Genomic DNA, 21,366 nt, shown 5'->3' on the forward strand with positions numbered 1-21,366 from the left:
CATATTATCTAAATGAAGCAAGCTGCACATCCTTCACTCTCATCATCACCTAAAATGTCAACTAGATAAGGGGATTTAACTTTAGATTTTCTTTCCATTCTTTTGATATATTCCTCTTTAATCTTTTCCATCCTTTCGGGTTGTATCAGTTCTTCTAAACTTTCATTTTGTCCCCACGTATAACCATCTTTCTCATACTCCATTGCTTTTTTATATAATTCAGGGTGTTGTTCATATAACCAAACCCATTCTATTTTTTGCTGGAAAAAGCAAAAGAAACATCCTGAACGACTCCGAGCATATTCACCTTTTTTACCGTTAACCTCAAATTCAATTTTATTGTAATAGGCAGGAACACCCACACCACTTTCTTCTAAAATTTTAAAAATATCAGCCTTAACCAATACTTCGTCATTCTCTATTACCGGAAACACTTCTTCTTTTGCAAGAGGATAATCTGTTGTTTTCAAAAAATCGAAAACTAAGTGATTAAAAGCCTTTACGTTTGAGTCTAGCAATACATTGAGTTTTTGATCAAGGGTAAATTGAGGACTTACATTTTGTGATAGTGCCTGAAAAGCTTTTTCTTGATTTTGACCAAAATCTATATTTTTGGACATTGAAACTAGTTGCTCTATATTTTGATTAGACAACATCTTTTTTACCACGTCTTTACTCCATATATTTTTTCGAAAAGGGAATATTGACTGAATATTCTTTTTAGTAGATATATAACCTTCTCTTTCTTCATCACCCCTAATACCAACGTATGAAACTACAGGATCATCACCGACATAGTCTTCAAAAGGTGCTAATTTCAATTTTTTAGTACACCAACGCGCATTGGATGAAGGCAAAAAACCACCGTACATTTTTAAAAAATGATCGAATGGATCTTCTGAGCTTTTCTCCGCTCCCTGTAAAAGATTAATTTTTACACCAAGATAGACTTCCAAATTTCTGATCAATTGGTATGTTTCTTCTAATTCTTTTCCGGTATCACAGGAATAAAATTCCAAGTCAATGGATGGATATTTAGTCTTAACATAAATTGCCAAGGCGGCACTGTCCTTGCCTCCCGATATACCTAATACGTGTCTTGTTTTACTCATTGTAATAATTCTTTCAATAGATTCAATACAGCGGCTATATTAGAAGTATTGTCTTTGCCAAGTTTATTCTTCAACTCGTCCTTCAATTGCTCTATCTCTTTACTCTTACTTTTGGGCATTCTGACTACCTTTGGGTCAATCTTGCTAAAGAAAGAATCAATTTTAACTCCAATTACTTCTTCTTTACTCTCGTCTATGTCAGTTTTAGAAATTTCCGTTAAGCTATCTAAATCTAAAATCATTGATTTGAACTTCTCATATAGTAAAATCTCATCTTCATCAGAAAACCTTTCAAGAGTTTTACCCATTATGGCCTGCCCAATCGAATTTAACCAGGCTTTCTTGTCTTCCAATGGTGAGTCAAGACGTTGAATAAATGCTTTTTGATTCTTTAAAAGCATATGCTTTTTTAAACCTGAAAATCGGTTTTGAAGAGATTCTCTATATTCCTCAAAATCAGTTTTACTCCCAACAAACTCATTGACTATAAACTCTTCGAATCTGTTAAGAAGACCATCGTATGCTGTCCTTAATTCCCTAACCGCATTTTGAAGATTTACTGTGTAATTTTGAAGTTTGGACTTATCCTTTTGCAAAGTGTTTAAAGTAATTCCAAGGGCGCCAGGAAACGCTTCAAAGAAAGTTTTTTCAGGATCTTTACTGTTGGCAATAGCTTTACGTATCTTCTTTGCTGAAGAAGACAATCTCTTGGTGTTTTTGCTATATTCTGGTAGTTGTTTGTAAAAAACTATAAATGGCTTAATAGTTTCAATAAAAGATTCATTATCAAACTTTTCCTGAGTTCCAATATCAAGAAAAGTACGATAGCTGTTGAAAATGTCTAATTTGACACCCTCTATGTCAAAGGCTTTTATGGAATACTTGTCCGGATATTTTGCAATTAACTCAAGATTTTCTTCAGAAAGGTCCGGTATATAGCTATCATCATTGAAAATTGCAAAATCATCACGTTTTAAAAATAGAAAAGTGGGAATCCAAAAATCAATAAATCCTTGCTTTAGCTTAAAAGGTCTTTTACCTAAAATATCGGCCAATTCTGAAATCCTAAGTTGTTCAGATTTGGCACTTTCTATAAAATCCTCAGAAGCTCTCCATAATTTATTGAACGAAGAGTTTTTATCGATGGTAACTACACCTGTTGAATTTTCTCTTACTGGTGAAATTCCATTTTCTTTAAGTAAAGACAGGTAAATAGTTTTTTCCGGCGGGAATTTAGAATCATCGAAGCCTAAATTCTCTTGATCCCAGCAATTTGTTAAGGCTCTGAAATAATTTCTTTTTGCCGTGTGAATTGAAGAAGAAATTTTGTGCTTATTAACCAGTTCATTCTTAAATAAAGGCGTTGCGTCATATACCAAACCGCAAACTTGAGAGAGTAGTTTATTAAAGTCTTTCTTATCACCGATAGTTTTTTCTTCTCCATTGAAATACCATTTTACTTCTTTGCCTCCTGAATATATACTATCTGTTATGTAATGATTAAGTAGCCTTATTTGTGATTCTACGATATTTTCAAGCTCCCTCTTGGCAACCTTGTCATCTTTGTTCTCCTCTATGACTTTCTGAATTTTTTCTATCTCGAATAACAAATTTTTTATCTCGGCAGAATTCTTGAAAAAGCAATAAATTATAGCCTCTTCTTGAAGTTTGGATTTATTTTTAATATCACTTTCTTTCAGTTTACTATTAAAAACAAGATTTACGAAACCATCAACTTCCCCGAAAGGTATTTCCTGAATTGGATAGTCCGAAATAACAAACTCAAAATATCTTGGGGTACCTGTTATGAAAGAATACTGTTTTGCAAATACAGGACTAAAGAGGAAATGCTTATTCAAAAGCGTAGTTATATCAACTACTTCCGAAATTTTATTTCCTGCTTCAATTAAAGCATTGTGTATATCTAAATCCGTTCCCTCGAACAAAATAAATCTTTTGGAATGCTCGCGGTAACGGATAATGTTTTTCGTCTCTAGATTTTCAATTACAATTTTTGAGTTGGTGATTCCACAAGCAACCTTTAAGTAATCAATTAAAAAATTCAAATCTAAGACCGAACCACTAGCAGAAAAGATGTTTAAAAGCCCGATTACTTTAACGGTTTTGATGTAGTTGCTGATATCAAGATCAAATGCTCTTTCGACTTCCTCAATTGCTGAACGAATTGAACCCCAAGCAGAAAAATCAGGATTATACCTCGATATTAAAAACGAATAAAAATTAAAGTTTAAATAGTCGTAAACATTGGACAAATTATAAAAAGGATTTTCACGCTTATCAAATTTTGACAGACCGGTATGATCTGAAGATTCGAGAAAGGAAAACAATGATCTTTCATTTTGACCATATTTTTGAAGAGAAAGGGTAAGAATATTTGCCGAAAGAATATCTAATGGATATAGCTTTGAAGCAATATCTTTCAAGAAATCTGTATTAAAGTTGAAGGCTTTCGTTTCAGTTGTAAATGTCAAGCATTTTTCAATAGCTTGAACTGACGTACTTGCATCAAATTTTTCAACAAGATGCTCTGATGCTAAAAACAAAAGCTGCTCAACAGGCTCATTAAAAGTTATTTCACGAAAACGACCCTTGATTTTAGTCCATTCTTGTTGCTGTGTTTTACTTAAAGAATAGGCATAGGATTCTAGACTTTGGTGAACTGTTGTAATCAGTACAATGTTATGATTTGGATTGTTGCAAAATTCTGCAAGTTGCTGAACAAAATACAGTTCCCTTTCAGGGTTATTTCTCGTAGCATATTCCAAAAACTTTCCAAACTCATCAACCAAAATAAATAAGACCTTGTTCTGGTCGCCCAACGAATGGTATCTATTAAATATCTCAGAAAGTATAATTTCCTGTTGATTTTTTTTAGACACAACATCGAACGTATCTTTAAATTGTTCTATAATTGACGTGTAAGAACCTATTATTTTAACAAAGTCAAAATTAGGATTGCTTATAAAATTTGGGTCGAAATAACGTTTTTCTCCTTTTACACTTTTTTCAAAGGCCAAAAGGAAAGAAGACTTACCGGTACCATAGGTTCCAACAACATTAAAAGAACGAATTCCCTTTTTAAAATCATTGACTATTTGACTGACAACTTGTTTTGCATTAGGCGTGGGGATATAATTAAAGTCCCTGTCAGTGTCTCTAATAATATTAACCGATGTTGTGAAATTATTTGCCATAATATTTATCTAATACCTTGAATGCTTCAACCTTTTTTTTGAACTGCAACTCTTTTATTCCCGCTTGGTCTGTAAAAGTTATCCCGTCAAATTCACTGACTATTTCAGAAATTTTGTTCATCAAACCCAAACGATTCAATGCAAAAATTGACCCTGGGCTATTGATATTAAACTCTAGGGAATTTAAACTGATTGAATTTCCATAATCCGTATTTTCAAGAATTGTATATAAAATAACGTATTCCGAGAGGTTATCCCTTTCGCTATTCTCTATATAAAATTGCTCATCTTTTCCTTTTCCTGTTGTGCTCAGCAATTCGATTTCTGATAGTATTCCCGTAAAACTGTCCTCTATATTATTCCCTTTAGAATCATTTTTGTACAAGTTCGTAAAGACATTAAAATCTTTAGCAACAGTATTTTCATTGAAATTGAAATCTTTATCACCTTCAGCTATCCTCTTCAAATAATTGACGTACGTCTCTTTATTAAAGAAGAGCTTCTCTTTTCTAAATTCATTGAAGACAATACTATAAATAGAGGCAAATTGGGTTTTTACCAAGTTATAGTGCAAAAGCCATAAACTTGCTTCATCTTCCAAAAATGGGTCATAGCCAATATTATCATCAAATAGCCTTTTTCCAAATTCAGTCGGTAAATCATTATTGTCAACAACGTTGAATGCCTTAAGCCAAAAACGAATTGAAGAAACCATATTTTTACCAACTCCAAGCTGGACAACTGCATCTTCATCATTAAAGCTTTTACTTTCAACTACATAATCGTACCCCTTTTTCAACCACAGCTGTCGACACTGAAAAGAATCGTGTCCAGAAAAAGTATATTTTATATTTTGCAAACCCAAATTTTAATGCTTGTTATTTATTGCTCATATCGTTGTGATTTGACCACCAGTAAATCCAAAAAAAGCCAGAAATTTTTAGTTTCTAGCTAATTTACATCTTCAAACCCTTAAAATCTTTTACTCGATTGATTAAAAAGTTTAGGCGAATTTCAAACCTCTAAATCTAAAATTCTGACTAAAATTCAAATCATTCAATGAGTGTTTCTACCGATAATTAAATCATTTTGAAGTGTTAAATTTAACATAAATCACAAAAGTGTAAATCTACAAAGAATCGATTCCTTTACCAAGTTTTTGGGGTTCAACTTTGAGCTAGTTTTAAACTTTCAAATTGGAAAAAATGTTGGATTTATGATTATGTCTAGCAATTACTTTTCAAATTGACATCAATTGCTATTGAAAATCGACCTCACTTCCTCATAAACCCGCTCAAAATTCGCTCTTAAATCTGAATCCCTATATAGCTTGGTTTCTTGCGGAAATTGTCTTTGAATTTTAGATAATCTAAACCATACTTTTTTGTCCTTTCCATCCGCAAAAGTGACGAATTCACCCTGCTTGAGTCTAAAGAAAATATCTGCTCTTCTTTTGGAAACCTCTCTTTCGCCTTTGGTAATTCGAGTGTCGGTTTTAAAGATATTGGCTGCTTTGCTGACACTTCTCGTTGGATTTTTTATGATTTCAAAAAAGCGTTCGTAATATTTTGCCGTATCTGGGTCATTGACCTTGCCAAAGAACTGATAGGAAAGATTGCTTAGTATGGCCTTACTTGCCTTATCACCATACATCATATCGTTTTGGATTTTGTCCTGCATCACATAAATAGTGGCAATGTCGTAGCTTCGTAATGTCGCTGGAATACGGTGCATATTCAATAGGCGAATTGTGGGTGCTTCTTCCATCAGCAAAAAAGAAGGATTGGAATTGCGTACACTCATCTGCTTGGTAATCGTATGAATTATGGTAGCGATTACAGGTGAATAAGAGGTTTCAAATTTGGGATTGTTTACTACCGATATCACTGCTGGATTTTCTCGATTGTTGATATTCAACGGTACTTCATCTGCGGACAAAGCCATAAAAATCCTTTGGGTACTGATGCGTTTTAGTGCATTGGCCAACGTACTTTTTACACCAGCAGTTTGCCTGTCAGAATCCTTACCGCTGATGAATGCGTCCGCCATTGCCCTCGATGTGGTGTTGGTTTCAAGAAATTGGACCAGGCTATCGGTATCGAGCATTTGATAAATCGCAATCAAATGGGGCAAGGTGCAGAATTTGGGATAATCAGTTTTGAGCTTCCAAATCAATCCACCAATCAATCCTTCGGCAGCATCATTAAAGAATTTGGTGGTTCCGGTAGTTCCAGATTCCCTTTGTTCCAAAAGGTTTTCAATTAATACCCTGGATACTTCATTCACACTTTCTTCATTCTCTAAATACTGCGGTGCAATGGGATTGACCCGATGGATAATCCTATCAAATGAAATAATCTTCATTGGAACATTACTATCGGCAAAAAGTGGGTATGCCATTTCCGTCAATTCAAAATCCTTATAGTCGTGTATAACACCGCAAAAACCGTTTTCACGAAAGTGTTTTAAAAATCCATAAATCACACTTTCGGTCTTCCCGCTTCCTGCGGATCCGATGACGGATGCGCCGCGTTTTACATTGTCGATTTTAAATATTCCCGATTTGGTCAAGAATTTTACCTGATATCGTTTATCTGTTTTTTCTGTTGGTTCACTATTGTAAAAAGTATAGAGAAGTATGGCCACCGACAGGACAGGCACAACGATATATATCATTATTTGTACCAATGACCAGCTCATATCCCGATAGAACTTGATTTCACTGCAATTTCAGCACCTTTTCGTAACCGTTTAAAAACACGAAGCGCCAATTGTGCTTTACTGGTTGGGATATTTGGGATTAATGTAATGCCCGACTTACCCATAATCTTAAAGGCCATAGCTTTTTCATTTGCTGGTAGCTTCATCAAGGCAGCAAAGTAGAGTTTGGGGCTTTTGATGAAATCCTTTTTAGCTTTGTAAGTCTCTGCATAATTACGATTGTAGCCGAATGTCTTATCAAAGGTTACTTCCGCTTTCGAGAAAAATGCATCGCGGTCAAAACCTCGTTTTACCTTTTTTCCGTGCATCTCAACTTCAGATGCTTTATACTTGCTGCCAGGGGAAAGGCTGAACCTGTTGGATGCATCCTTCCTGCTGATTATGATATGGATGTGGCTTTGATTTCCTTCCTTGGGCATCCCCTGTACAATCCGTATACCATTCTGTTGGTGTGGGGCATCCCGTTCCAGTTTTCCTATCTTCAGTTTTAATCGTTCTATATTTCCGGTCGCATCACCACGTTCAATTTTACGTACCTCATTTTTCAGTTCAAGAATCTTAGAAGCAAAAGGTTGGTTTTCCTTTACCTGTTTGTCTGTGCCTTTGAAAGTTCTCTGATGCTCGATTTTGGCGAAGTATTTAATATCATCTACAGAAATAGGTCGACCATCAATTTCACGCCCTTTGAAACTGGCGGCATAATCTTTCATCAGCTCGCGGGTGTATCGTTTTAAATCAGCACTGCTGTTTTCGAGTTTTCGCAGTTCGTGTTTTGATGGACTGACCGTGATGGAATAGAATTTAGGTTCTTTCTTTTTGAGCTTTGCGGTGTTCCCATCAATTTCTTTGACCACTTCTTTAGCAGAAATCTCATCGCCATATTGGTTAAAAAAGTGTTCCATATCTTCCTTCGTCAAACCCTCATTTTCCTTTTCCAAATAGTCCACAAAATCCGCCGAACTCTGACTGTAATTCGTTTCTAATTTCTGTGCCGTGATAGTGATGTACATAGTTTGAAATTTAAAGTTGATTCGTATTATTTCGCTTTTCGCGAAAGCGTACTTTCTTCTTCTCTTCGGCATATTTCTTTTCCAAAATCAAGGCTTTCTTTTCAGGTTCTTCCATCTCAAAAAGGGATTGCAACATTGCTACCGTGGGTTTGGTTTGGGTCTTTTCGACATCACGCATTATGGCAATGACCGCGTTAATTCGCTTCAATAATTTTGCTTCAATGGTGCGCCCTGTTGGACCTAAATTTTCCTTTGGTGAAATCTCGTTGTAGAAGAAAAAATCGAGGATGGCTTCCATTGCCTCGGTATGGGTCTTGAAGTGTGTACGTGAGAATTCTTGGAAACGTTTGGCTGTTTCCTTCTTGAATCTTATGCCGATAAATGTGTCCATATTTCGCCGATTTGTCGCAAATCCTTCCCGAAAAATGGGCGTTTTGAGGGCGTTTGTCGCAAATTGCTGAAAATCAAAAAATTAAAATAATTTTAAACGACTGATTTTCAATACTTTGAGAACAAAAAGGAATATGTAACAGCGCGCAGCGTGTTACCCTCTTGCTATTCCTTTTCGTCCCGCTCGCGGGACAAAAATCCATACAATCCAGCTCAAAAGCTGATTGCCATTTTTAGGAAATGAAATTTCCGATACGTTAATTTTCGATGGGTACGGTTATCGGCGAAAGTCAAAAAAGTGGATAACCCTACATTAAGTTGTATGCTGTATTTCAGCGAAGTAAAGATACGATTTTTTCGTGATTATGACTGCACTAAAAATGAAAACACCCCTGAAAATTCAGAGGTGCATTTCTTTTAAAATCATCTTTCAAATATTAAATACATAAGTATAGGAATATAAATTCCGTAGTGCCTCCTCGTCAAGCATTTGGTCCAAATTGGTGTGGTGCTTGGTGGCATAGTCCATCAAATCCTTGCCATATTTCTTCTTAACATCTTCTTTTGAATTGGCAATCAATCGCTCTTGCGCTTCCTCGCTCAAATCGGTAAAATTTAGATAAATCATAGCTTCCCGATTTTAGTACTCACTTGGCAACATCAACGTATCGTTCACAAAAAATAACCGCAGTTCATCCAATGGAAAATCGGTCGCATTATAACGGTGGGTTTCCAAAACGTTGTCGTTTCCATCGCTGTAAATAATTTCAGCTTCGTAGCCTGTGTAGTCCTGTTTTTCTTCTGACATTCTTTTGAAGTCAATTGTGATAAATTCACTTCGGTTCATCAGACTTTTAGCGATTACCGAAGCATCCGTTATGAGCCAAAAACATTCGGCAACTTCAGACAGGTATTTCAGCCCATCGGTAAATCGGGTTCGCAGTAGCGGTATTTGGTAGAACATTTCAGTTCCCGTAAAATATTGTAAACGCTCTTTGATTTCGTTAACTTGTGTCTTCATTGTTCACTTGTTTTAAGTTTGGATAATGAAAAGAGGGCGAAACTTTCCACAGGTGCGCCCTCTTTCTTTTTGTTTCTACTCGTTGCCATTCTTTGTACCCAATAATAGGATTTCGTTGGCTTCGATTTCGGTTACGTATCTTTTGATACCGTCCTTGTCCTCGTAGCTTCGGGATTTCAGTTTTCCGCTTACGCCTACCTCTTTTCCTTTGACTACATATTTTTCAACAATTTCAGCAGTCTTGCCCCAGGCAACCACGGTATGCCATTCGGTGTTTTGCTCTTTCTCGCCTTTCTTATTCTTGTAATATTCATTTGTAGCAAGTGAAAAACGGGCTACTTTGCTTCCGCTTTCAAGGTTCGCAATGGTTGGCTCTTGACCAACGTTTCCAATCAATTGTACGTGATTTCTTAAAGTACTCATAACTAAAAATTTAAAGATTAATAATTCCCCTGTTAAATTAAATTGAGATGAAATTTTAAGGGGTGTTTGTTTGATTTCTTTCGTGCGTAGCACAATGGGTGACGTGGGTTTTGTCAAGACTTTCAGGGAATAAATCAGGTGTGTTTGCGACGTAGTAAAATGCTCGCATTTTCAAGGAAGTAGATACCTTATTTTTCGCTGAAACTTGTCACGGTCTTGACAAGTTCCATAAGGGCATTAGCAATTCTTTTAAAGCCGGTTGTGAGTTGAGCGTACGGGAAGTTAAGCGAGGCGAGTGATTGGGTTTAATGTAGAATTGGTTATGCACTGCCTGTTTTTCGATGCCCCGAAAAACATTCAAGGCTTCATCCATTATAAACCCCTTAAAATGTGTGGGACAGTGGCTTGGTTTTTAAGAATTTTCGAGCAAGGGCTCAAGAAGTTCTTGCCGTAAATTCTGTTAAGAAAATCGAGGTGCTGTCCTTCCTATTTGGTAAGGCGGACTTAATCATCAATTTTAGCTCGGGAATGTAGTGTTCCTTCCCAGCCTAAGCGGGAAGGGTTAGCGGAATGGAAAGCTGAAATTGGGGATTGTGTCCAAGATATTTGTAGTGAAGCTCTTTTCCCGAAGTGTAGTGGTTTCCTGATTTTTCAGCAGGAAACCGTGGAATGTAGGGGAATGTGCTGAGTGGTATTGATGGTAGGGATTCGCAACAGTAGAAAATCCAGTTTAAGGTACTGGATAAACCTTTCTTTGACTTTAAGCCATCGCATAGACTTCATCGAACAACTTTTTATCAAGTCGTTCCTGTTGGCCAAAGCTCTTTTTAAGGACATTGTGCAATACCGAATTGAAAGCATTGTAACCTAACCAGAGATTTGGTTCTTCGTCAAGTAAAATGGATTCGTAATTGAGGATTTCCAGAACCTCTCGCGACTTTTTTGATGGGTCGCTGTTCTTGTCGCTACATTCATATCGAAACAGTTTTGTTCTGTCGAGAATAGCTTTTACAAATTCCTTGGTGTCGATGATTTTAAATTCCTTCATCTTGTCGAATTTCCTTGTGATAGTGTAGAACTCGTTGTCCAGAAATTTATCACACAGATTATTCAACCTTGGCATTATAAGGTCTGTGTTATTCTTACTGTGCTTAATCGAAAACTCGATTTCGGCTTGTGAAACGTGAAGGCCATTTGCACAAACCATTCGATAAAATCCGAAGTGGCCAGAGGTCTTCTCGCTTCCATCATACGAATTCTTGAACCGAAGCATCGGCAATATCAAATCTTTGTCATTCTTGAGAGTGAATTGGCTTTTATCATCAATGATAAAATCGGTGATGAATGACCTGTCATTTTTGTTGATGGTTCGTTTGTGATAGTTGAGACCAGCATCAATCAACATTTCTTCTGCTTTCTTGAAGAACAGTTGGTTTGGAATGTGTCCGTAGCTTTTCGATACCACGTTGACGATTTTACCATTCGAGATGATGGCGTTTTCAAGTCCACGACGTGATTCTATCTGGGTCAGACTTTTCAAGGATTTCATTTCATTAGAAACGAAAATCTCATCTTGTTGCAAATTTTGTAAATACATAGCTTTTGAATTTTGGGTTAAACATTTTGAGACAAAACAGTGTAATGCTCTGGGTACTTGTCCCTGTAATAAGCCAAATGACTTTCGGCACCTTCAATCGTGTAGCTTGCCCTACTGGATTGATAATGTGCCTCGGCTTCTTCGACGGAAATCTTTGCTTTTGTTGTTTGTTCCATAATGCTAAAATTTTAGTTAAACAATATTTGAGCATCGCCCAAACGGAAGTTAAAATCACAGCTCAAAAGGAAACGGAATAAATGAGAAGGGGAATGCGCGCGACGGCTTTATGCCGTAGTCTTTTGATGGGTGTATTTTACGGGTTTACCTTTGCGCTGATATTGATTGATAGTCTCTTCTAAGTATCATAAAAAAGAAAAAGGGCCGACACGAATGCCGACCCTTCTTCAAACAACAAAAGCTAATCCTTGAGCTCTTGGATTTTCTTTTCAAGAACTGCGATGCGCTCTTTCAAACGTGCTTCACGCTTATTTCGTTTCTCAGTATAGCTCTTTTCAATGTCTGCAATTTTAGATTTGTAATATCCCTGCATCGCATTGTAGAATGAAATGTTCGTGAGATTATTGACGTGATTACTTTCGCCAAAATGGACTTGTTTCGTGAGGATATAGCGAATCAATTTGTGGAAAATTTCCTTTTTGAAATTCTTCTTGAAATGCGCTACTGTTTCTACTCTGGTCATTTTTGATGTATCACCTAAGAGTTTTGAAAAATACTTTTGCTGCGCTGTATAATCCACATTGTTTTCAAATAACGAAATTGAAAAAGCAACCATTTCATCCACTGATAGTGTTTTCTTGGTATTGATGTAATCTGTCTCGCAAATCATCTGCACTACTTCTTCAAACTGCTTGTTGTTCTCAATATGCTTCTTGCGGATTTCACGCTCATTAATTTTGAGAATCTGTTCTTGCGGTGTGCAGTCGGCCATTTTCCTGTTGGCCAAAGGTGCAGAATATTCAGAAGAGTTGCTCTTTGACTTCTCAATAACCTTTACAAAAACATTCTTATGTTGGTAGGTTTCAGGATGAAAGACGATTCCGTTAACAAAACCGTTCTTTTCTGCTGAATTGTACGTTTCCAGGTCTTCTTTATAGCTCTGTATGGCTTCGTCCAATTCTGCTTTCAATTCATTCTCGGAATAATCATAATGCTGGTATTCAATCTTAATGGCATCCATTGTCGGCTCGATGGGTCTCTCAATGATTTCAACATCATCCAGCAAATAGACTTTCAATCCATTATTTTCCAGTTGGGAAATGACCAGTTGATTTTTTTCTTCATCTGCCCAATACTGTCGTATTTCAGGAATGAGCAGTATGTTGTCTTTCTTCGATTTTTCAATCAGGTTCAAGAACGATTTTGTCTTTTTCGTTTCAAAACAGGCTGACTTCGTACAGACCATTTTGCCTTCGCCAAACAGATTGCCTTGATTTGCAGCATTGAATGGACATTCTACACAAGAACCCGCTTTAGCCAACAAAGTCTTATCAGCTACATCAAAGGGTGCTTTTTCCAAATCATAGGTTCGATTGTTTATCATCCGGTTTATCTGATGTGCATTGAAGTCTTCGCCCATTGTTTCCAGCATCATCTGTTGTTCTTCTGGCTCAAAAAGTGCGACACCAACACCTAATGAAATTGTCATTTCACCGCTACGAACAAAGTGCTTGAAACCATCAATCAAACCAGCCAACTTCAAACGTTGTCTTATGAAATTGTCGGTTCTTCCCAAACGCTTCGCGATTTCAGAGGGTTGATACTTGTCGCTTAGATACGCTATTGCTTTGGCTTCTTCGGTAGGCTCTACGTTCTTACGTTGTAGGTTTTCGATGATTTGAACTTCCAGCACTTCGTCGTTTTCATAAGTTCTGACGATACCGGGAATCGTTTTCTTGTTCGCCATTTTGCTTGCGCGAAACCGTCTTTCGCCCATAACGATGATAAAGTCCTTTCCAGATTTCCGAACCGTTATTGGTTGCAATACTTCTTTCTCCTTGATGCTATCTGAAAGCTGTTGTAGCTGTTTCTCATCAAAGGTCTTTCTCGGTTGCTTAGGGTCAGGCTTGACTTTGCCAATGGGAATGTTCTCGATTTGAAGTACTGGAACTTTTTTTCCGTTCACTTCTTTTTTCGCAGTAGTCGATGTTCTTCTACGCTTTCTTGTGGTACTCGCTTTTGTTGTCATAATACTCAAATTTTAGATTAAACAATATTTGAGCACTGAACCAAACGGAAGATAAAATCTTCGCTCAAAAGGAAACGGAATAAATGAGTAGGGCCAGAAGCAAAGGCTTTATGCCGTAGTCTTTTGATGGAAGTATTTTACGAGTTTAACTTGCGGGAATATTGTATGATAATAAACTCTAAATCGAAGAACAAGAGTAGAGAAAACCTAAATTCTATGAATTTATATTGATTGACATAGTGGTTAATATCAAATGGAAGTATATGATACAAAATCATAGTTTATCTTGAAAATAGGTCAAATGTTGTACCTATGTTGTACCCACGCCTTTTTTTGGTCATATTTTAAAATAAAAAAGCCGAAGAGAAATCTTCGGCTTTAAGTGCGGGTGAAGGGACTCGAACCCCCACACCTTGCGGCATCAGATCCTAAGTCTGACGTGTCTACCAATTCCACCACACCCGCATAAAGTGCAAATTAACACTTTTTATTTGGATAAATCCTAAGTCTAGCGTGTCTACCAATTTCACCACACCCGCGGTCATTTTGTGGGTGCAAATATAAATCAATTTTTCAATTTTCAAACCCTAAATGCATAAAAAGTTCTTTTTGTACATTTGAAAAAATTGAAAATTACTTCATGGACACAATTAAAGAGTATATCGATCAGCATAAAGATCGATTTATAAATGAACTTATTGACTTATTGAAAATCCCATCCGTAAGTGCTGACTCCGCTTTTTCACAGGATGTTTTAGACACAGCTCAAGCTGTAAAAAACGCTTTAGATAAAGCCGGATGTGATCATACAGAAATATGTGAGACACCGGGTTACCCTGTTGTATATGGTGAAAAAATAATTGATCCGGAGTTACCTACAGTATTGGTCTACGGTCATTACGATGTACAGCCTGCCGATCCGTATGACTTATGGAACTCTCCTCCGTTTGAACCTGTAATCAAAAAAACGGAAGCCCATCCGGAAGGAGCTATTTATGCACGTGGGGCTTGTGATGACAAAGGACAGATGTACATGCACGTAAAGGCATTGGAATACATGACCCAGACGGGCAACTTGCCGTGTAATGTAAAATTTATGATTGAAGGAGAAGAAGAAGTAGGTAGTGAGAACCTCGCCTGGTTTGTAGAACGAAATCAGGAAAAACTCAAGAATGACGTTATCCTTATTTCAGATACAGGAATGATCGCTAAAGACGTTCCTTCTATTACAACAGGTCTCAGAGGTTTGAGTTATGTTGAAGTTGAAGTTACAGGGCCTAACAGAGACCTGCACAGCGGTCTTTACGGAGGCGCTGTGGCAAACCCTATTAATGTGCTTACCAAAATGATTGCGTCTTTACACGATGAAAACAATCATATAACAGTTCCCGGGTTTTACGATAAGGTTGAAGAGCTTTCTGGTGAAGAACGCGCTCAGATGGCCAAGGCTCCATTCTCTCTTGAGAATTACAAAAAAGCTTTAGACATTAACGATATTTATGGTGAAGCGGGCTATACAACCAATGAACGCAATTCTATCAGACCTACCCTTGATGTAAACGGTATCTGGGGAGGCTATACCGGAGAAGGTGCTAAAACAGTTATTCCGAGCAAGGCTTACGCCAAGATTTCTATGCGTCTGGTTCCTAACCAGGACTGGGAAGAAATTACCAGGCTCTTTAAGTCGCATTTTGAAAGTATTGCTCCTGATGGGGTGACTGTAGAAGTTAAGCCACATCACGGTGGACAGGGATATGTAACTCCTATAGATAACGATGCTTACCAGGCTGCTTCTAAAGCCTATGAAACTACTTTTGGAAAAACACCAATCCCACAACGTAGCGGAGGTAGCATTCCTATCGTTTCCCTTTTCGAAAAAGAATTGAAAAGCAAGACCATTCTCATGGGATTCGGACTTGATTCGGATGCTATTCACTCTCCCAATGAGCATTTCGGAGTTTGGAATTATCTTAAGGGAATTGAGACTATTCCGTGGTTTTATCACTTTTTTGCTCAAAAAGAAAATTAACATCCCATAAATAGCATCAAGCTGACTAAATATCTGTTCTTTTATTTAGTCAGCTTTTTTATTCTATATACATTTGAAACTCATTTAAAAAAAGCGACCTATGTTTTCTAAAGATATATATGTTTCAAGAAGGCAACAACTAAAGGCAACTATCAAGAGTGGTATTTTACTATTTCCCGGAAATGGAAATGTAGGAATGAATTGCAAAGACAATTGGTTTCATTTTCGTCAGGACAGCAACTTTTTATATTATACCGGAATCAACCAACCGGATTTATATTTTTTAATCGATATTGACAACGACAGGGAGATTCTCTTTGGTAATGAACTGACTCCTGAAGATATGGTATGGGTTGGTGCTGCAGCACCGTTAACGGTATTTGCTGAAAAAGCAGGAATCGAAGCTGTGCATCCGTTAAACAACCTGGCTGCTTATTTACAAACAGCAACAGGAAAAGGACAAAAAGTACACTACCTGCCGCCATACAGAGCGCAAACGACTGTTGAACTGAGTGAAATGCTCCACATTCCGACGCAGGAAGTCAGCAATCAAAAATCGGTTGATTTTATCAAGGCTGTGGTAGCCCAACGCTCTTATAAGAGTGATATTGAGATTGCCGAAATCACCAAGGCTGTAGACATAACAGCCGACATGCATATTCACGCTATTAAAAATGTAAGGGTCGGGAAGACAGAAAAAGAAATTGCTGTGGAATTAGAAGCCATTGCTTCTGCAAAGGGAAGCAGTATCTCTTTCCCTGTCATTTTAACAAAAGACGGGCAATACCTGCACAATCATGCAACCTCAGCCATACTGAATGAGGGAGATCTTGTACTTGTAGATTGTGGGGCAGAAACCTTAATGAACTATGCCGGTGATATGACGAGAACCATGCCGGCCGGAGAAAGGTTTACCGATTTACAGAAAGACGTTTATAATATTGTACTGGACGCTCATGAATCGGCTATTTCTGCTCTCAAACCGGGAGTTTTATTTAAGGATGTACACGTATTGGCGGCATCAAAACTGGTAGAAGGCTTAAAAGGCATGGGGCTCATGAAAGGCAATACAACCGATGCTGTTCAGGCCGGGGCGCATACACTATTTTTCCAATGTGGTCTGGGACATATGATGGGAATGGATGTACACGATATGGAAAGTCTGGGTGAAGAATTTGTCGGTTATACCGAAACCTTAAAGAAGAACCCCGCTTTCGGATTCAGATCGTTACGCTTAGGAAGAGCTCTAGAAGAGCGCTTCGTGCTTACCGTTGAGCCGGGGCTATACTTCAACCCGTTCCTGATTGATAAATGGAAAGCCGAAGGAAAATATACAGACTTTGTAAATTATGAAGCTGTTGAACAATTTAAAGCGTTTGGAGGTATTCGGATTGAGGAAGATGTATTGATTACCCAAAACGGAAGTAAAATTCTTGGTAAGCCGGTTGCCAAAACGGTGGCTGATGTAGAAGAACTGAAGAATTCTTAATAGAACCTAACAGGAAAATTTAAAGCCGGACCGACGCGTCTGGTTTTTTTTGGCAACAAAAACATGTTCTACACTTGTAGAATTAAAATTTATTTCTACATTTGTAGAGAATAAACTATAAACATAGAACATGAAACTATCCAAATCGGAAGAAGAAGTTATGAATCATTTATGGAAGCTCAGAAGGGCTTTTATGAAGGATTTGTTAGAGCAATATGAGGAACCCAAGCCGGCAAATACCACCATAGCTACCCTATTGAAGCGAATGCAGGATAAAGGCTTTATATCTTATAAACTGTTCGGCAAATCGAGAGAATATTACCCTTTGGTTTCAAAAGAGAAGTACTTCTCGAAACAACTAAAGGGGATGATCAAAAATTTCTTTAATGACTCACCGGCTCAATTTGCTTCATTTTTTACAGAAAAGACCGAGTTGACCGAAGCCGAGTTAAAAGAATTACGCAAGATTATAGACGAACAACTAAAAAAACCGTAAACCATGCTACTCTACATACTAAAATCGGGTGCTTGTTTGGCGATATTGTTACTCTTTTATAAGTTTTTATTAGAACGAGAGGGGTGTCACTCTTTTAAACGCTTTTTTCTTTTAGCGTCGCTGGTCAGCAGCCTTTTAATTCCTCTTATTACATTTAAAGAATACATCGACATCAACGATACAGCCTCCCCATTTATCATGGAGTCAGTCGATTCAGGCCATGATATCATAGCGGAGGAAACCATCAATCCCATGCCTGTATTCTTGTGGAGCATCTATATCATCGGCGTATTGGTCTTTTATATTCGTTTTAGTATACGCATTAAAGGAATTATTGAAAGAATAAATCAAAATCAGTTATATCATCATTCTGCATACACGAATGTTCTTTTAAACGAAAAAATAACCCCACATACATTTCTGAAGTATATTTTTTTAAACAAAAAAGCATACGAACAACAGGAGATCCCAAAAGAAGTATTGATTCACGAGGAGGCTCATGCGCGGCAACATCATTCTTACGACATTATTTTTCTGGAGGTATTGCAGATTGTTATGTGGTTTAATCCACTCATTTATTTCACCAAGCAATTGGTCAGGCTGAATCATGAATTTTTAGCAGACCGTGAGGTTTTAAAACAGGGAGTTCATTCATCATTATATCAGGAAACGATACTGGCATTCTCATCAAATACCAGGTATTCGAACCTGTCAAGTGCCATTAATTATTCATCAATCAAAAAACGATTTACAGTTATGAAAACACAAACATCGAGATTTACCCGGCTTAAGTCAGCTTTATTATTGCCGCTGCTGGCCGTACTCATCTACAGTTTTAGTGAAAAGGAAATTATGATGAAGCACAATCAAACCGAGGTCATTGTGCTGAAAATGCCAAACAACAATGAAGTTGAATTTCAAGAATCTACCTTCACCTTAAAAGCCATCGAAAAGGAACTTTCCAGTTATATTGAAAGAGAGGAAGTTCATATTGAGTATGGGCCGGAAGTAACTGTTGAAGCCTGCAATTCACTTCACAACCTTTTGATAAAGCTGGGATTCCCCATCATCAAAGAATATGCTATAGGAACCAATGGAATTTTAATGAAGGATTTCTACAGTCACACATTGAAAGTAAACACTCCGGAGGATGCCTTGCTACAATACAACAGTCTGGCCAAACATTATAATACCTTCAAGCTGGATAAGGGTATGGACCTAATTGATATTAGCAAAATACAATATCTCTATGAGAAACTAACACCGCATCAAAAAAAATCTGCTGAACCTTATCCTGATTTATCGTCTTTTAAAAATTCGAAACAGTTATTAATAACAATACAACAGGGTGCTACTAAAAAAATGGTGGACGAATACAATAAACTTGCTGAGAAATACAAGCATAGTAACCTGGGCAAGGTTCGAATTGACAAGAAAGAGGTTGCTCGTATGCACCATATTTACGGACTTATGACCAAACAACAGAAGGCAAAAGCGAAACCTTATCCCAGCTTTCCGCCACCACCCCCACCTGCTCCCAAACATAAACAAGTAAAAGAAGAGGTCATTGAAATAATCGAAGAGCCTGTACCACCTCCTACTCCAAAGGAGCCTGTAGTTATAGAAGTTATTGAGGAGCGTATAGAAGAACCAAAAGAAGAAATCATAGAAGTGATAGAAACAGAAGAAGTTATAACGGGCAACGGAACCAAAAAAGTGACTGAAAATAAGGGCATGCCAACACCACCTCCTCCACCGGATCCTGTTGAACATTTTAGGGAGTTGGAAAAACAGCAGGCTAAATTTTATTACAATGGTAAATCTATAACTGCAAAAAAAGCCATTGAAATCGTTAAAACAAAAAAAGCCACTAATATATCCGTCCGTAAAGAAAGCAACGGGGTTCCGACAGTTAAGCTTACAGACAAACCTGTTAAAAATTAAAGAAGTACAACAGGTAAAGCATGTCTAAAAAGTGGTATTTGTTGTCTGTTCGAGCATTATTGACAACTTTCATCCCTTTTTAGGCAGCCCTGTTCTAAATAATCAATCCAAAAACATCATGGCAATTACGAAAACCCATGCTTTGTTTTCCGGAGGAAAAGCTTTTCGAAAAGCACCTTATTAAAACCATAGAATACATTCGGGATCATTACTGCGAACTTTCCTGGTTTAAAGAGTTTGTCCACCAGAATAATCACCTCTTTTTACCTGCACCCACAATACAGGCATGTTTTTTTCTTTAGTTCCTTTATCGTAAACTACCTCGGTGCAAGCACACGAGGCATTGGTCGGAAACAAATTTTAATTTCGAGGCAAGCCTCGGGGTATTATACCCTTTGGCGGTGCCAATAAAAACGCCTTCTAATACTTTATATTCCAACAACATACACCATAACCGTTATCTGCAAAATGTAACATTTTCAAGGGTTTTGCGTTATATAAAGAACATTAATTAAATATTACATCAATCAATTCATAAATCTCACCTGGTGAGTCAATCAAAAAACGTGTTATCATGATCAAAAAATTCTTCTGGATGTGTTCCGGGGCCGACACTGAACTCCTCGAAAACTGTTCAAAGGCCGAACAGATAAAACAGGCCGGTATTGGCGGTACTGTATTTTTTACAACTGTAATGGCTTTTATTGCGAGCTCGTATGCTCTTTATACTGTTTTTGACAATGTTTATCTTGCTGTTGTATTCGGACTGGTCTGGGGTTTGCTTATTTTTAATCTCGACCGGTTTATTGTTTCAACCATAAAAAAACGCGACAGTCTCAGAAGTGAATTTATACAGGCCGTACCACGTATTCTTCTGGCCGTAATTATCGCTATTGTTATTGCCAAACCTTTAGAACTTAAAATCTTTGAAAAAGAGATAGACCGGGTGTTACTGGAAGAAAAAAACAACCTTACTCTTGCTAACCAGGAGCAAATAGCATTACAGTTCAGCCCTGAAATCCGGCAATTAGAAAGTCAGGTCGAAACCTTAAAACAAGAAATCATCAACAAAGAAACCGAGGTAAACAATCTTTACGACACTTATATTGCTGAAGCAGAAGGAAGAGAGGGTACACTAAAAACAGGAAAAGGTCCTGTATATAAAGAGAAAAGAGAAAAACACGATGCCAGCTTACAGGAACTGCAAACACTCCGTGAAACCAATAATGCCAAGATCAGTGAATTAGAAAATCAGATTTCAGCATTAAAAACCAACTACCAGGACAAGGTTGCCAATACCCAACCGGTTATTGATGGTTTTGACGGGCTTATGGCTCGTATTGATGCTTTGGAAAAACTACCATGGCTGCCTTCATTTTTTATATTCCTATTATTTTTCGCAATCGAAACTGCCCCGATTTTTGCCAAGCTGATGGCACCGAAAGGCGAATATGACATCAGGCTTGCTGACAGGGAAGAAGCAGCAAGAACCTGGGCCGACCAAAAAGCCTACCAGCGAAAACAACAATTGGCAGCCGATGCAGCTATTAACGATAAGGTGTACAAAGATTTATCCGAAGAAGAGGAATTATATACTTATAAACGTAAAACTGCACGTGAGATCATGCAACTACAGGCCGATGCCTTTTACAAGCAACAAAAAAAATTACTGTAGGGGTTTATTTGTTTTTAACATGTAATTATGTCTATATT

17 protein-coding genes and 1 tRNA gene are annotated in these 21,366 nt (G+C 37.4%); 5 read left to right on the top strand and 13 right to left on the bottom strand.

Features of this window, described 5'->3' with window-relative positions; all coding sequences use genetic code 11:
- Positions 1-8: 8 nt before the first annotated feature.
- The 13 genes from MQE36_RS03380 to MQE36_RS03440 all read right to left on the bottom strand — a co-directional run bounded on the left by MQE36_RS03380 (position 9) and on the right by MQE36_RS03440 (position 14,160).
- Positions 9-1,112, bottom strand: coding sequence for a phosphoadenosine phosphosulfate reductase family protein (locus tag MQE36_RS03380; protein WP_242937764.1), 1,104 nt, complete (start codon positions 1,110-1,112; stop codon positions 9-11).
- Positions 1,109-4,327 (bottom strand): hypothetical protein, encoded by a 3,219-nt coding sequence (locus MQE36_RS03385; RefSeq protein WP_242937765.1) that lies wholly within the window; start codon positions 4,325-4,327, stop codon positions 1,109-1,111. Before MQE36_RS03385 ends, MQE36_RS03380 begins: the two co-directional genes overlap by 4 nt.
- The gene (locus tag MQE36_RS03390; protein ID WP_242937766.1) at positions 4,317-5,186 is read right to left on the bottom strand and encodes a DUF4007 family protein; all 870 of its coding nucleotides are present in this window, start codon (positions 5,184-5,186) and stop codon (positions 4,317-4,319) included. The genes MQE36_RS03385 and MQE36_RS03390 overlap by 11 nt, the downstream gene beginning before the upstream one ends.
- Before the next feature lie 392 nt (positions 5,187-5,578).
- Positions 5,579-7,003: a type IV secretory system conjugative DNA transfer family protein gene (locus tag MQE36_RS03395; protein ID WP_423242474.1), complete on the bottom strand. Its 1,425-nt coding sequence runs from the start codon at positions 7,001-7,003 to the stop codon at positions 5,579-5,581.
- Positions 7,004-7,023: 20 nt separating this feature from the next.
- On the bottom strand, positions 7,024-8,058 hold the full coding sequence (mobB, locus tag MQE36_RS03400) for a MobB family relaxase (protein WP_242937768.1): 1,035 nt from the start codon (positions 8,056-8,058) through the stop codon (positions 7,024-7,026).
- 10 nt (positions 8,059-8,068) lie between these two features.
- Positions 8,069-8,449 (bottom strand): BfmA/BtgA family mobilization protein, encoded by a 381-nt coding sequence (locus tag MQE36_RS03405; protein ID WP_242937769.1) that lies wholly within the window; start codon positions 8,447-8,449, stop codon positions 8,069-8,071.
- Positions 8,450-8,878: 429 nt separating this feature from the next.
- Positions 8,879-9,076, bottom strand: coding sequence for a hypothetical protein (locus MQE36_RS03410; RefSeq protein ID WP_121847525.1), 198 nt, complete (start codon positions 9,074-9,076; stop codon positions 8,879-8,881).
- 12 nt (positions 9,077-9,088) lie between these two features.
- Positions 9,089-9,469 carry a DUF6876 family protein gene (locus MQE36_RS03415; protein ID WP_242937770.1) on the bottom strand — a complete coding sequence of 127 codons (381 nt, stop codon included), beginning with the start codon at positions 9,467-9,469 and terminating at the stop codon, positions 9,089-9,091.
- Positions 9,470-9,544: 75 nt separating this feature from the next.
- Entirely contained in the window at positions 9,545-9,892 is a 348-nt protein-coding gene (locus MQE36_RS03420) for a single-stranded DNA-binding protein (RefSeq protein ID WP_242937771.1), read from the bottom strand.
- Positions 9,893-10,652: 760 nt separating this feature from the next.
- Positions 10,653-11,489: a DUF932 domain-containing protein gene (locus MQE36_RS03425; protein ID WP_242937772.1), complete on the bottom strand. Its 837-nt coding sequence runs from the start codon at positions 11,487-11,489 to the stop codon at positions 10,653-10,655.
- A gap of 17 nt (positions 11,490-11,506) precedes the next feature.
- Positions 11,507-11,665 (bottom strand): hypothetical protein, encoded by a 159-nt coding sequence (locus MQE36_RS03430; protein ID WP_242937773.1) that lies wholly within the window; start codon positions 11,663-11,665, stop codon positions 11,507-11,509.
- Between the two features lie 242 nt (positions 11,666-11,907).
- Positions 11,908-13,695, bottom strand: coding sequence for a ParB/RepB/Spo0J family partition protein (locus tag MQE36_RS03435; protein WP_242937774.1), 1,788 nt, complete (start codon positions 13,693-13,695; stop codon positions 11,908-11,910).
- 383 nt (positions 13,696-14,078) lie between these two features.
- Positions 14,079-14,160: transfer RNA gene (locus tag MQE36_RS03440), tRNA-Leu, on the bottom strand.
- A 175-nt stretch (positions 14,161-14,335) separates the two neighbouring features.
- On the opposite strand from MQE36_RS03440, the gene MQE36_RS03445 reads away from it, so the two are divergent.
- From MQE36_RS03445 to MQE36_RS03465, 5 genes are all read left to right on the top strand, one after another.
- Positions 14,336-15,724: a dipeptidase gene (locus tag MQE36_RS03445; protein ID WP_242937775.1), complete on the top strand. Its 1,389-nt coding sequence runs from the start codon at positions 14,336-14,338 to the stop codon at positions 15,722-15,724.
- 100 nt (positions 15,725-15,824) lie between these two features.
- Complete coding sequence (locus MQE36_RS03450) at positions 15,825-17,213, top strand: aminopeptidase P family protein (RefSeq protein WP_242937776.1); 1,389 nt, start codon at positions 15,825-15,827, stop codon at positions 17,211-17,213.
- 130 nt (positions 17,214-17,343) lie between these two features.
- The gene (locus tag MQE36_RS03455; RefSeq protein WP_242937777.1) at positions 17,344-17,709 is read left to right on the top strand and encodes a BlaI/MecI/CopY family transcriptional regulator; all 366 of its coding nucleotides are present in this window, start codon (positions 17,344-17,346) and stop codon (positions 17,707-17,709) included.
- Between the two features lie 3 nt (positions 17,710-17,712).
- Positions 17,713-19,653 carry a M56 family metallopeptidase gene (locus MQE36_RS03460; RefSeq protein WP_242937778.1) on the top strand — a complete coding sequence of 647 codons (1,941 nt, stop codon included), beginning with the start codon at positions 17,713-17,715 and terminating at the stop codon, positions 19,651-19,653.
- A gap of 574 nt (positions 19,654-20,227) precedes the next feature.
- Positions 20,228-21,328, top strand: coding sequence for a DUF4407 domain-containing protein (locus tag MQE36_RS03465; RefSeq protein ID WP_242937779.1), 1,101 nt, complete (start codon positions 20,228-20,230; stop codon positions 21,326-21,328).
- The last annotated feature ends 38 nt before the right edge of the window (positions 21,329-21,366 follow it).

Origin of the sequence: Zhouia spongiae (genome assembly GCF_022760175.1) — a bacterium.
GTDB lineage: Bacteria > Bacteroidota > Bacteroidia > Flavobacteriales > Flavobacteriaceae > Zhouia > Zhouia spongiae.